Annotated in this window: 9 protein-coding genes; 5 read left to right on the plus strand and 4 right to left on the minus strand. The window is 55.5% G+C overall.

Annotated elements, in window-relative coordinates:
• The first annotated feature begins 500 nt into the window (after nt 1-500).
• Both BM258_RS07405 and BM258_RS07410 read left to right on the plus strand, forming a co-directional pair.
• Nucleotides 501-2,423, plus strand: a complete 1,923-nt coding sequence (locus BM258_RS07405; protein WP_090070705.1) for a tetratricopeptide repeat protein — start codon at nt 501-503, stop codon at nt 2,421-2,423.
• A gap of 507 nt (nt 2,424-2,930) precedes the next feature.
• A complete protein-coding gene (locus tag BM258_RS07410) occupies nt 2,931-3,815 on the plus strand; it encodes a 4-(cytidine 5'-diphospho)-2-C-methyl-D-erythritol kinase (protein WP_090070707.1) in 885 nt (294 codons plus the stop codon).
• A 34-nt stretch (nt 3,816-3,849) separates the two neighbouring features.
• On the opposite strand, the gene BM258_RS07415 is transcribed toward BM258_RS07410, so the two are convergent.
• From BM258_RS07415 to BM258_RS07430, 4 genes are all read right to left on the minus strand, one after another.
• Nucleotides 3,850-5,214 carry a DUF3422 domain-containing protein gene (locus tag BM258_RS07415; protein WP_090070709.1) on the minus strand — a complete coding sequence of 455 codons (1,365 nt, stop codon included), beginning with the start codon at nt 5,212-5,214 and terminating at the stop codon, nt 3,850-3,852.
• 167 nt (nt 5,215-5,381) lie between these two features.
• Nucleotides 5,382-6,044, minus strand: a complete 663-nt coding sequence (locus BM258_RS07420; RefSeq protein ID WP_090070711.1) for an aquaporin — start codon at nt 6,042-6,044, stop codon at nt 5,382-5,384.
• Complete coding sequence (locus BM258_RS07425; protein WP_090070713.1) at nt 6,044-6,550, minus strand: arsenate reductase ArsC; 507 nt, start codon at nt 6,548-6,550, stop codon at nt 6,044-6,046. The genes BM258_RS07420 and BM258_RS07425 overlap by 1 nt, the downstream gene beginning before the upstream one ends.
• A gap of 139 nt (nt 6,551-6,689) precedes the next feature.
• Nucleotides 6,690-7,037 (minus strand): ArsR/SmtB family transcription factor, encoded by a 348-nt coding sequence (locus BM258_RS07430; protein ID WP_090070715.1) that lies wholly within the window; start codon nt 7,035-7,037, stop codon nt 6,690-6,692.
• A gap of 266 nt (nt 7,038-7,303) precedes the next feature.
• Here BM258_RS07430 and ppdK point away from each other — a divergent pair, with 266 nt between their 5' ends.
• The 3 genes from ppdK (at nt 7,304) to meaB (ending at nt 12,077) form a co-directional block, all read left to right on the plus strand.
• Nucleotides 7,304-9,973, plus strand: coding sequence for a pyruvate, phosphate dikinase (gene ppdK / locus BM258_RS07435; RefSeq protein ID WP_090070717.1), 2,670 nt, complete (start codon nt 7,304-7,306; stop codon nt 9,971-9,973).
• Between the two features lie 293 nt (nt 9,974-10,266).
• Nucleotides 10,267-10,899, plus strand: coding sequence for a LysE/ArgO family amino acid transporter (locus BM258_RS07440; RefSeq protein ID WP_210186688.1), 633 nt, complete (start codon nt 10,267-10,269; stop codon nt 10,897-10,899).
• A 194-nt stretch (nt 10,900-11,093) separates the two neighbouring features.
• The gene (meaB, locus tag BM258_RS07445; protein WP_090070719.1) at nt 11,094-12,077 is read left to right on the plus strand and encodes a methylmalonyl Co-A mutase-associated GTPase MeaB; all 984 of its coding nucleotides are present in this window, start codon (nt 11,094-11,096) and stop codon (nt 12,075-12,077) included.
• Nucleotides 12,078-12,737: the final 660 nt, after the last annotated feature.

The raw sequence follows: 12,737 nt of genomic DNA on the forward strand, positions 1-12,737 counted from the left end.
AAAAGCGATGGAACGGCGCTTGACAGCTGCTGTCTTTCCAATGATCGGACTGATCTCTGGCCCACAGGGCAAGAGCCACACCGTCCGCATTGACGAATGCAAAGGGTATCCGTTGCAGATCAAACGGTAAAACGGCGATGAGGTTGCCCCTTGAAGACCAATCCACTAGCAAAAATGAGTCTACTTTTTTCAAAAGGTCAAATTTCTGCCACCCGGGTGGGGCATTTTGGTTATTGATTTTTAACATTCTTTATTATGTACAGGGCTAAAGAGTGGGGCTTGCGACAGGGCCTCAAAAAAGCCATGCTACATTCCTAATTCGCTATGAGCCGCATGAATAACGGGTCACAGCCATGACTGAGCGAACCGCGCAAACAATTGCTTGTTTGATTGCTCCGGGCGCTTCTTTGCTTGCAAGCAGCAAGAAAGCGCATTGCTCGCCGTCGTCATGGCGCTATGGTTACAATCGCTACGGATTGCGCAACAACAAGGCTGACTAAATGCACTTTCGATTTTCCCTCAAGATGTTTCGAAAACACTTCCTGACCGGCGTCGTAGGATTTGCCTTGTTGATAGGACCGGCCTCTCTGGCCGGAGCGACCACCGAAGCGCCTGAGAGCACGCCGGAATCCATTCCCGAGGCCTTGTCTGATGTGCAGACCACCCTGACGGGCACTTATCTTTCGGCGCGTCTGGCACAGGATGAGCAGGATCTGGAGCTGGCCGCGCATTTCTATGCACAGGCCCTTGAGAAAGATCCCGAGAATTTACTGCTACTGGAACGCAACTTTGCCCTGATGCTGGCAACCGGTCGCCATGATGAAGCCTTCTCCCTTGCAGACAAGATGGCTGCCATGAGCAATCATCCTGCTGCCAAGAAAGCGAAGGATGCCACGGATGCGCAAGAGGAAGAAGTCTCTGCCGAGACCAGCGAGCTGAACGCACGCATCGCCCCGATGATCCATCTGGCTCTTGGCGTGAAGGCCCTCAAGGGCCGGAATTATTCCAGTGCGTCAATCCAGTTCCAGAATGGCGTGAAGATCATGCAGGACAATCCAGTCCAGTTGATCGCGCGTTCGCCACTACGGCGGAACCTCAATGATCCGCGCCTGCTGAGTGCCTCCGCGCAATATGGCCCCTTTGCCCTCATCTCCCAGACCGTTCTGGAAGCATGGGCGAGCATCGGGCAGGATCGGGGCAATCTTCCCAAAGCTCTGGAAATGCTCAAGGCTGATGAAGAGAGCGAGGTCAACCAGTTCTTCTTCTCGCTTCATGCCGGGCTTGTGGCATCTTATGCCAAGGATTACACCAAGGCGACATCCCTGCTTCAGCAGAGTCTTGATGCCGACCCCAATTCTCTGGCAACGGCCACGGCCCTCGTCAACAATCTTCTCAAGGCCGGCAATGAAAAACGGGCCAGTCAGGTTATTGAGGAATTTGCTGCCAGCGCCGCTGACGTTGAAGAGAAACAATGGCTGATGACCACCTTCTCTGCAATGAAGCCGATCGCCAGCACCATTCGCACGCCACAAGACGGTGCGGCAGAATATTTCTCGACCCTTGGCAATGCGCTGACCGAAGAAGGAGCCATTGAAGGTGGGGCGCTCTATTTGCAATTTGCCGACTATCTGCGCCCGAATAATGACATGACCAGTTTTTCCTTGGCGCGGCTGCTAGAGCGCGTTGAAAAGAATGAACTGGCCCTTGCCCGCTATGACACAATCAAAACCGGTAGCCCGGTCTATCGCAAGGCCCAGCGTCGTGGTGCCTTTGTTCTGGCGCGACTGGATCGCCCCGACGAGGCTATTGATCGGCTCAAAACTCTGCTGGAAGGAGATTTTTCCGATCTTGAAACCGTTTCGGTGCTTTCGCGGATCTATCAGTCCGAAAGGCGCTTTCAGGAGTCGATTGATATTCTGACCCACGGGCTGGATAGCATCAAGGTCAAGCGGGACATCCACTGGTCGCTCTACTTCCTGCGCGGCTCTGCCTATGATCAGCTCAAAGACTGGGACAAAACCGAACAAGACATGCTGTCGGCGCTCAAGCTGTTCCCCAATCAGCCAACGGTGCTGAACTATCTGGGCTATAGCTGGGTGGATCGCGGCATCAATCTGGACAAAGCCATCGAAATGATCCGTCAGGCCGTGGCGTTGCGCCCGTTTGATGGCTTCTTCGTGGATTCTCTCGGCTGGGCCCATTACCGCCTCGAACAATATGAAGAGGCGGTCAACTTCCTTGAAAGGGCGGTAGAACTGCGCCCTGAAGATCCCACCATCACGGACCATCTGGGCGACGCCTATTGGCGGGCTGGTCGCAAGAACGAGGCCACCTTCCAGTGGCAGCGCGTCAAGACCATGCAGCCTGATGAAGACCTGCTTAAATCGGTCGATGACAAGATTGCCAACGGCCTTGCTGACTGACCCGCTTGCAAGTTAAAATAGCTGAACGCTGCGCCGGATTTTCCGCGCAGCGTTTTTCTTTGCCCTGTTCATGTCTCTGAAACCATCTCCGACAGTAAGGGCCAAAAACAAGCGACAGCCTCTGATCGCTCACAGCAATTATGCTAGTGTCTAATACGTATTTAGCCAGGCTTCCGCAAACGATCTGGACAAGCTCAATTGATGTCCATATGCTTGTGATTTGAAGGGAAAATTCATCTGGCGCAAAGGCTTGCTCACCTTCTTCTGCGAGGTTTCAAGTTATTTGCCTATCAGGTTGGCGACAGCGGGGTGAGAATCATCTTATGGTTGCGCCGGGTGAGCAGATCAAGCCAGATGCTTGGAAAACGCAGCGATACCGGACAGGCTCACACAGCTTAACAGCGCCGGCAAAAAGCGCCTTCAGGCAAAGCAGAGATCTTTCCCCAGTAACAGCAATGGAACCCAGAGATCGCGCACCTTCAAACCACTTGAGACAGACTGCTTGTAATGACCAAAACGGCAACAGACCAATCCATCCTCACCTTGACCGCACCAGCGAAGATCAATCTCGCGTTGCATATCACGGGTCAGAGGGACGATGGTTATCACTTGCTGGAATCTCTGGTGGTTTTTGGCGGAGCGGAAGATCGCATCCAGTTCAAGCCTTCGCGGCATTTGCATCTGTCGGTCAAGGGGTCCTTTGCCGAAGGCCTGCGGCAGGAGCCGGACAATCTGATGGTCCGGGCTGCGCGTCTACTGGCAGCAGAACTCAAATGCAAGCCAGAAGCAGATATGACGCTGGATAAATCCCTGCCCATTTCTGCGGGTATCGGCGGCGGCTCTTCAGATGCGGCGGCGACGCTGCTGGGTCTCTTGCGTCTGTGGCAGCGGACGATCAATGATGACAAGCTGCGCATGATTGCCCTTAAGCTAGGCGCGGATGTGCCCATGTGTCTTGAAGGGTCCTGCCTCATTGCAGGTGGTGTCGGCGACGAGCTGAGCCCGGGGCCCCGATTGCCCAAGAATCTGGGCATGGTGCTGATCAATCCGCGCGTACCGATTTCCACGCCAAGCATTTTCAAAAGCCTCAAGCGTAAAGACAACAAGCCTATGGGGCCTGTGCCCTCTGCCTTTCTCTCGGCGGTTGCTCTGGCAGACTGGCTGGACGATCAGCGCAACGATCTGGAGATGGCGGCCATTGAACAGGCCCCGGTCATCGAGACTGTTTTGCAAGCACTGGAAGATGATGGCGACTGCCTGTTTGCGCGCATGTCTGGCTCGGGGGCGACCTGCTTTGGACTGTTCGCAAGTGTCAAACATGCCGAATATGCAGCCCGCCGCCTCGCCTTTTCCCACCCCAACTGGTGGGTCAGCCATGGCGGCGTGCAATAGACATTTCTGAGCGGACAGAAGCCAAGAGCCGGACTTAATCGCCCTTGCCTGTTTTGCGAATAAGCCGCTTTTTGAGCCGGTTCATCGAAAGCCAGATGAGAGCCACGACAGGGACAACGAGGGCAGCAGCCATCGTGGTTTTTTCCAGATGGATGGCCTTGGCAAGGGGCGTGAGCAAGTAGGTGAGCAAGCTGACGGCATAATAGGAAATGGCCACCACAGACAGGCCTTCCACCGTTTCCTGCAAGCGGATCTGAAGCGCGGCCCGCCGATCCATCTGGGCCAGCAGTTGCCGGTTCTGATCGGTGGTAGTCACCTGTACGCGCGTGCCCAGCAATTCAGAGGCGTGGGCGGCGCGAAAGGTCATGTCGTCGAGCTGATATTGTGCCGAACGACAGGTACGCATGCTGGGCATGTAGCGCCGCTTCATGAATTCGGAAAAGAGCTGCCGATCCAGAATGCGCTTTTCGCGCAAAAGCTCGATGCGCTGCATGACCAGGTCTTCATAGGCGCGACCGGCATTGAAGCGTGAGGAGCTGCTGGTGGACAGGAGCGAAAGGTCCGCAGAGATGCCCAGCAATTCGTCGAGCACCACCTTGTCACTTTCCTTCTCGTCACCGATCCGGGCGACGGTCTGGCTGAGCTTTATATTCAGATCCTTGATGTTGCCAAGCACATGGCGCGCGGCTGGCAGCGTCAACATGGACATGGCACGGTAGGTTTCCACCTCCAGAAAGCGCTGGATGATGCGCCCCAGACGGCTGGAACTGACTTCGCTGCAAGCCAAAACCACCAACCTGATTTGCCCTCTGTGGTCCAGATCGAAATCAGCCGCAATGGCCGCATCGCCATCGCTGACATAAGCAGCGGCAAAGCTTGAAGCCGAGCCGAACCAGCTATGAGCCACACCGGAGATCTGTTCTTCAAGCGCGATCTGATTCTGCACCTTTTCAATGCGGGCCGAAACCGAAGAGACAATCCGGCCAGGGAAGGCCTCCAGCCATTCGATGGTGAAATGATCATGCAGATCCGTGGCAAAGCTGTCCGGCCCAAGATGATCAGGTCGGGGTGCGTAGCTATAGAGTGTATAGGTGGCGAATTCGGAGTGGTTTTCCCACTTCAGAATCATCCCCTCCTCTTCCTCGCCGATTTGGGCAATGTGATAGACGGCATCATCGCGCGGATGCTCCACACCGAATTGATCGAGAAAGGCTATCAACTGCTTGCGGGCCAGAGCCGGAGTGTGAGTGCCATCCTCTTCCGGCTTGAGCGCAATGAAGGCCAGCCGGCTGGGTGCTCCCAGTTTGAGGAAAGGGCGCGCATGCATTTCGGCAATCATCGGCGCGCGCTGACTGTGATTGAGGCGCGCCTTGGCCAGTCTGGTCTGTGTGTCAGCCACGGGTTTGGTCCTTTATCCCTGGTGTCTGCTCCCTGCTTTCAAGTAAGCCGATCACCGCTGTTTTGGTCAAGACAGAATAGCAGTCACTTGTAACAAGTCTTTGGGCAACGCATGCAAGAGCCTGTCGCAAGGGGCCCTAGACGGAGCCACCGCGCAGGCGGGCTGTCCTATTTTTGTTCAAGCACCAGTTTGACCAACGGCAGAACGAGAAAAACCGCGAGCAACTGACACATGGCAAAGACAAGGCCATCTTGTAGTCTGAGACCTGCATATGTATCCGAGAAGGCCCGTCCGATAGACACTGCCGGGTTTGCAAAACAGGTGGATGAGGTAAACCAGATCGCGGCCGTCACATAAAGCGTAACGGCAGGCGGGATCGATTGAGGTTTGGTTTGCATGCAGACAAGGATAGTGAGCAACAGCCCTCCGGTGGCAACCAGCTCACCCACCCATTGCTGAGGGCCGAAGCGTTGATAGGTTGCCATGGAAATAAGCGGTTCGCTGAACATGAAGTTGGCCAACATGGTTCCTGCGACGGCACCCAGAAGCTGCATGGCGACGAACATCAGCGCCTTGCGCGCCGGGAACTCCCTACGCACGACGAAAGTCAGCGTCACCGCCGGGTTGAAATGCGCACCCGAAATCGGGGCAAAGATGGTGATGAGGACAAACAGGATCGCAGCCGGTGGCACTGTGTTGCCAAAAAGCGCGACGCCTGCATTGTCTGGAGAAAGGCTGCCGGTCATGATGCCGGAGCCGATGATGGTACAAAGAAGTATTCCTGTGCCCAAGAATTCAGCCAACAGCTGAGCCCTCAGAGTATAAGCCATTAAATGTGGTCTCCGGTTGCTCCCGAAAGATTGCCGATCTCTTGCATTGCCTGCCGCAAGGTTTCCGCATCCATACTTTCGATGGGCAGAGCGACAAAGCGGCCGATACGATCGGACAGGTGCGCATAGGCCGTCAGGAAAGCCAGTTGCATATCCTTGTCGTCCCCCACTTCAGCAGCAGGGTCGGCAATGCCCCAATGCGCAGTGGCGGGGTTGCCGGGCCAGACGGGGCAGGTTTCACCCGCCGCCCTGTCACAGACCGTGATGATATGATCCATCTGCGGACATCCCGGACGGCTATATTCGCTCCAGTTTTTCGAGCGCAGCCGACAGATCTGATAGCCAAACTGCTCAAGCAACTGAATGGCCCACGGGTTGGGCTGGCCGGCAGGCTGACTGCCTGCGGAGAAAGTCTTGAAACGCCCCTTCCCCATGCGCCCCAGAATGGCCTCGGCCATAAGAGAGCGGGATGAATTGCCGGTACATAGAAATAGCACATTCTGCATTTGGGGTCCTTCGCAGGGGGCGATACTGAGGGTGGCCCTGAGGGTAATATTGGGGCGGGATCGTCCCTTGCCACATTAGGAAGATAGGCAGGCAAACACCACACTTTTTTAGCGATTGGGCGGGATCTGGTGGATTAGATCACGCTTCTTTTACCGCCATCTCGTCTTCCCCAGCGGGCATGGCTTGCGGGCATTCATCCTGCAGAAAGGCCATGAGGTCGGTGAGGCAATCCTGCAAGCCAAAATAGATGATGTTCCGGCCCTGACGTTCGGAGCGGATGAGGCCGGCCCGTTGCAGAATCGAGAGATGGGTGGAAAGCGTGTTGTGCGGAACGCCCAGCGCCTTGGCGATTGAGCCAGCGCCCATGCCGTCATGCCCTGCCTGGGACAGAAGACGGAAAACTTCCAGCCGCGTTTCCTGCGCCAGTGCGGACAGAATGATTTGCGCGCGCGATTGCGCATTCCAAATGTCGGATGCCGTATACATTGCAAACCTGCCTGAAGCCCAAAAATTGAAAAATGATACGATACAATATCAAGGCCCTTGGAAGAGAAGACCGAATATAGGTCGAAAACTATCGACGGCTAATGACATTGCCATGACAGCAAGCAGGAAAGTTACGGCAACGCACCGCAATTTTGGCCCTTTGAATGCACCGACATGCAGAAAAATAGAGGTGGACCCCAGTTTCACCTTGATCTGAGCGTTGGGAAAGGTACTAAGGACTCATAACGCAGAAGGAATGGAAGAAAATGGTTCTGGCATCTCATTGGGTTTACAATTTTGGCGGCAGTGAAGCAGACGGGAATGCGCGGATGCGCAACCTGCTGGGCAGCAAAGGCGCGAACCTGGCTGAAATGACCAATATGGGCCTGCCGGTGCCCCCCGGCTTCACCATCACGACCGAACTCTGCAACAGCTATTTTGCCATGGGGCATGTCTACCCCGCGAACCTGAAGAGCGAAGTGGATGTTGCCATCGAGCGCATTTGCGCGCTGACGGGCCGTCGCCTTGGCGATCCGGAAAAGCCGCTTTTGCTTTCCATCCGCTCCGGGGCTCGCATTTCCATTCCCGGCATGATGGAGGCTATCCTCAATCTCGGCCTTAATGACCAAACGGTGGAGGCACTCGCCCGCGAGACCGGTGACGAACGCTTTGCCTATGACAATTACCGCCGCTTCATCCAGAAATACAGCGATGTCGTGCTGGGCATAGACCAGATTGCCTTTGAAGAAATCATTGAGGATTACAAGGACGAGCGCGATATCCTTTTTGATGCGGACCTCAGCGCAGAAGACTGGAAGGCTATCATCGAGCAGTTCAAGGCCATGGTGCAGGATGAGCTGGATGAGCCCTTCCCGCAGGATATCCAGAAGCAGCTCTGGGGGGCGATCAGTTCCGTCTTTTCATCATGGATGAATGCCCGCGCCATCACCTATCGTCATCTTCATGATATCCCGGAAGACTGGGGCACATCGGCCAACGTTCAGGCCATGGTGTTCGGCAATCTTGATGATAATTCCGCGGTCGGGGTTGCCTTCACGCGCAGTCAGGATACCGGCGAGAAGACCCTCGAAGGCAGCTTCTTGCCCCGGGCCCATGGCGAGGATATGGAATCAAGCTCCGCCAAGCCCCTGCCCCTCATCCGCTCGGAAGGGTCTGACGTCAAGAGCATGGAAGAGCTGATGCCAGATATCTTCAGCAAATTTCTTACCCTCTGCGATCGGCTGGAAACACACTATATGGACATGATGAAGCTCGGCTTCACCATCGAGAAGGGCAAATTGTGGATGCTGCAGGCCCGCGCGGCAACCCGCACCCCCAAGGCGGCCCTTCGGGTTGCAGTCGATCTGGCCAAGGAAGGGCTCATCACGGAATCCGAGGCGGTTGCCCGCGTCGATCCGCGCTCGCTGGACCAGTTGCTGCATCCGACTATTTCCGACAGCGAAAAGCGTGTGGTCTTTGCCAAGGGCATGGCTGCCTCTCCGGGGGCGGCCTCCGGTCATTTGGTGTTTCGCACGCAGGACGCGGAAGAATTTGTCAGCCATGGACGACAGGTCATTCTGATGCGCGTGGAGACCAGTCCGGAAGACGTGCACGGCATGCATGTGGCCCGCGGTATCGTGACCGCACGTGGCGGCATGACGAGCCACGCTGCCGTTGTTGCGCGCGGTATGGGCATTCCCTGCGTCACCGGCGCTGGCGCAATGCATATCGATTATAAGCAAGAAAGCGTCACCGTGGGCTCCGTCGTGCTCCGCAAGGGCGATCTCATCACCATTGATGGCAGCTCGGGCGATGTGCTCAATGGCGATGTGCAGATGCAGAATCCGGAGCTAAGCGAAGAATTCGCCACGCTGATGGGATGGGTCGACAAGATCCGCCGCCTCAAGGTGCGTTGCAATGCGGACACGCCGCAAGACGCCAAGGCTGCCCGGGAGTTCGGCGCCGAGGGCATCGGCCTTTGCCGCACCGAGCATATGTTCTTTCAGGATGATCGCATCTTCGATATCCGCGCCATGATCATTGCCACCAGCGAAGAAGATCGCCGCCGCTCGATGGACAAGCTATTGCCATTGCAGCGGGCCGACTTCGAAGCCCTGTTTGAAACCATGGCCGGGCTACCGGTCACCATCCGCCTGCTTGATCCGCCGCTGCACGAATTCCTGCCGAACAATCGCCACGACATTGCGGCCATGGCGCATGCGCTCAAGATTGACGAAGACAGCCTGACAAGCCGCATCCATGCCATGCATGAGTTCAACCCGATGCTCGGCCATCGCGGGTGCCGCCTCGCCATTTCCAAGCCGGAAGTGGTGGAAATGCAGGCCAGGGCCATTTTCGAGGCAGCCGTCTCGGCGGGAGAAAAGACGGGCGCACCGGTTCAGCCGGAAATCATGGTGCCGCTGGTCTCCATCCGCGAGGAACTGGAATTCGTCAAGGCCCGTATTGATTCGACCGCCAAAGCGGTGATGAAGGAAATGGGCCACGAGATCGATTATCGCGTCGGCACCATGATCGAGTTGCCACGGGCGGCCCTTCAGGCCCGCAAGATCGCTGAATCGGCCGAATTCTTCTCCTTCGGCACCAACGATCTGACGCAGACCACTTACGGTATCAGCCGTGATGACGCGGCCCGCTTCATTGCCGACTATATCAAGGCTGGTGTACTGGAACAGGATCCCTTCATCTCGATTGATATCGAGGGCGTGGGCGAATTGATCGAAATCGCCTCCGAGCGCGGGCGCTTTGCCCGCCCAGATATCACGTTGGGCATCTGCGGCGAGCATGGCGGCGACCCGGTTTCCATCGAGTTCTGTGAACGGGTCGGGCTCGACTATGTTTCCTGCTCACCCTATCGCGTGCCCATTGCCCGCCTCTCTGCCGCGCAGGCCACCCTGCGGCGCCATCAACGGATCTGAGATCAGTGGGGGGGGGGAGATCTCTTCCCCCATTCTGACACGCACAGCGCTTTTGGCCTTGTCTGCGCGCCGTAAATTATTCGGCCAGATGACAGTGATCCACAGGCATTTCCGCAATTTTTGCGGAAAAATTTTCTATTTCCGTCACAGCTACTGCTCACACCATAACTGACAATAATTTATTGCTTAAAGCTGAATTCCATCCCTAAAATATCCGGTGTAGCTTGCCCATTTACTCCTCTTTCTGTGGCAAGACGCAAAGCAGAAAGAGGCCTTTTTATAGCCGGATGATCATGATGAGCAGCGTTTATCTTCAGGGGATTGTGATTGGCCTTGCCATAGCGGCACCCGTTGGCCCGATCGGACTGTTATGCATCCGTCGCACCTTGCGCGAGGGACGTTTGATGGGACTTGCCACCGGCATGGGCGCGGCAACTGCTGACGGTTTATATGGTATTCTCGCGGCCACCGGGCTTGCCGTGTCGGGCCTGCTGGTCAGTCACGGTGACTGGATGCGGCTGGCCGGTGGACTGCTGATCCTTTATCTGGGGGTGACAACCTTTCGGCGCGGTTTTGAGGCCCAGCCTCATGAGCCGGCTGCGGCCCCTTCCGTGCACGCACCACTCAAGGCTTATGCAACGACCTTTCTGCTCACGCTATCCAACCCGGCGACCATCATCGCTTTCATCGGCATGATCTCGGGTCTTTCCAGGGGAGCCGAGAGTGGCCCCGATGCGGCTTTCTGGCTGGTCTTCGGAGTTTTCTGCGGTTCGGCGCTCTGGTGGTGCATCCTTGTCGGATTGACGGCGCTGGTGCGCGAAAGGGTGCCGGACCGCTTTATGCAGGCAGTCGATTTCATTTCAGGGAGCATTCTTTCCCTTTGGGGCGCGCGCCTCATCTGGCAAGCCGCGCGGTTTCTCTTCTAAGAAGCACTCTCTTTCTGAAGCCGCTGTTAGCGCCTCGCTTTGCTGGCTTCTCTTTGTTAGTTTCCCTTTTCTGGCCGTCTCTTTTCTGCTCCTCTGCGCCTCTCCTAGCCTTCCCGCCTAAGTCTAACGTCTGTCTGGCGGCATTGCGTGCGTATGCTAAGCGATATGGAACGCTAAATCATCAATGGAGCCCCATGCGCAACCTGTTCAGCTCGACGAACCAGACATCTTCCCTTTCCCTTTCGGACATCCGCAAGGGGGGCAAGCGTGCATTGGCGCGGGCGCTTAGCGCATTGGAAGCCGAAGAAGGCAATGAAGCCATCGCACAGCTGCTCGATGAGGCAACCCGCAATGCACAGGCCCATGTCGTAGGGCTCACCGGCCCGCCGGGTGTGGGCAAATCCACATTGACCAACAGCCTCATCCGACATTGGCGAGCAAAAGGCGAGCGCGTGGGCGTTGTTGCTGTAGACCCCTCTTCCCGCTTCTCCCGTGGGGCACTGCTGGGAGACCGGACTCGTCTGGATACAGACCCGACCGACAAGGATGTATTCGTCCGCTCAATGGCTGCGCGCGACCGGCTGGGCGGCCTTTCTCATGAGACGGTAGCTGCCATCGTGCTGATGCGAGCGCTGTTTGATCGGGTGCTTGTGGAAACAGTGGGGATTGGGCAATCAGAATCAGACATCGCCTTTGCCACCGATAGCGTGGTGCTCTGCATCCAGCCCGGTTCGGGCGATAGCCTGCAATTCATGAAAGCGGGGGTCATGGAACTTCCGGACATCATAGTCGTTACCAAAGCAGATGTCGGAGTTCTAGCAAGACGAGCCAAGGCCGATGTGGACGGAGCCCTTTCTCTCACCATGCGCAAGGACAAGAACTGGTCCGTACCGGTCTTGCTGGTGTCGGCCATGGACGATACAGGGTTACAACAACTTATAGAGGCAATCGACGCTCATCGTGGCAGTTTGCTGGAAAGCGATCATTTCATGTCATTTCGCCAAGATCAGGCGACAGTTTGGCTACTGGATCGCATTAGAAGAAAATTTGGAGAGATAGGCTTGGCCCAGATCAACCCAGCTTCCGAAATCAGGCAGGCTGGAGGTCCTTTCATGGCGGATCACATCATCACCAAAGAATTGGAGCGCCGCCTGACAGATACAATCAGGACTAAATAAAACGCACTAACAACAATTCACCTGAAACGCTTCCATACATGGACTATATCGAGAATTATTGATATGAAACAAAACTGACCAATTGTTAATAAACTATTCGCTACGAACACTTGCGTCTGATGATGTAAGATACAAATCAAATGAAAAATTTTTCTATTCATAACTTTTTCCTATTGGACATTTGGTAAATTGGATAAATTAAAAAGCGAAAAACATCACTTTTGGGGTGATTTAATATTCATTTCCAGTTAGATTTAGATTGCTTGTATGTGTGCTCAGGAGAGCGTCACCTTATTTGGCTCTAGGTGTAGTGCGGACATTCTGCGGGGACTGTTCTGACATTCGCCTCCTACGTTTTCGGTTCTTTGCTGGTTTGAACCAAACGGAAGGGCAGATATACAGGTATTACTTGCCCGGACCCTTCATTGGGCTCCGGGCATTTTTTTATGCTCAGCCGAGGGGTATTCTGTCCGCTACCCGTTTGATAGCACGCAGTCTCCACAACCAGAAATGTGCATAGGCGACCAGAACGGTCCTGGGCTTTTTACGGAGCAAACCGTTGCAATTTGCCCCAGTCCTCCACACATTCCCGTAGTCAAATTGGTCATATTGTCAAATTTGCTTAGAGAAAAATTTTCCTGCCCAAGCTTCGCCTCAATA

The sequence above is a fragment of the Cohaesibacter marisflavi genome (assembly GCF_900115225.1).
Classification (GTDB): domain Bacteria; phylum Pseudomonadota; class Alphaproteobacteria; order Rhizobiales; family Cohaesibacteraceae; genus Cohaesibacter; species Cohaesibacter marisflavi.

Bases quoted from the DNA above. Each gene is read 5' to 3' on its own strand.
- BM258_RS07430 (WP_090070715.1), bottom strand. From the start codon at position 7,037: ATGTATACGGCATCCGACATTTGGAATGCGCAATCGCGCGCGCAAATC.
- meaB (WP_090070719.1), top strand. From the start codon at position 11,094: ATGCGCAACCTGTTCAGCTCGACGAACCAGACATCTTCCCTTTCCCTT.
- BM258_RS07440 (WP_210186688.1), top strand. From the start codon at position 10,267: ATGATGAGCAGCGTTTATCTTCAGGGGATTGTGATTGGCCTTGCCATA.
- BM258_RS07405 (WP_090070705.1), top strand. From the start codon at position 501: ATGCACTTTCGATTTTCCCTCAAGATGTTTCGAAAACACTTCCTGACC.
- BM258_RS07410 (WP_090070707.1), top strand. From the start codon at position 2,931: ATGACCAAAACGGCAACAGACCAATCCATCCTCACCTTGACCGCACCA.
- BM258_RS07425 (WP_090070713.1), bottom strand. From the start codon at position 6,550: ATGCAGAATGTGCTATTTCTATGTACCGGCAATTCATCCCGCTCTCTT.
- ppdK (WP_090070717.1), top strand. From the start codon at position 7,304: ATGGTTCTGGCATCTCATTGGGTTTACAATTTTGGCGGCAGTGAAGCA.
- BM258_RS07420 (WP_090070711.1), bottom strand. From the start codon at position 6,044: ATGGCTTATACTCTGAGGGCTCAGCTGTTGGCTGAATTCTTGGGCACA.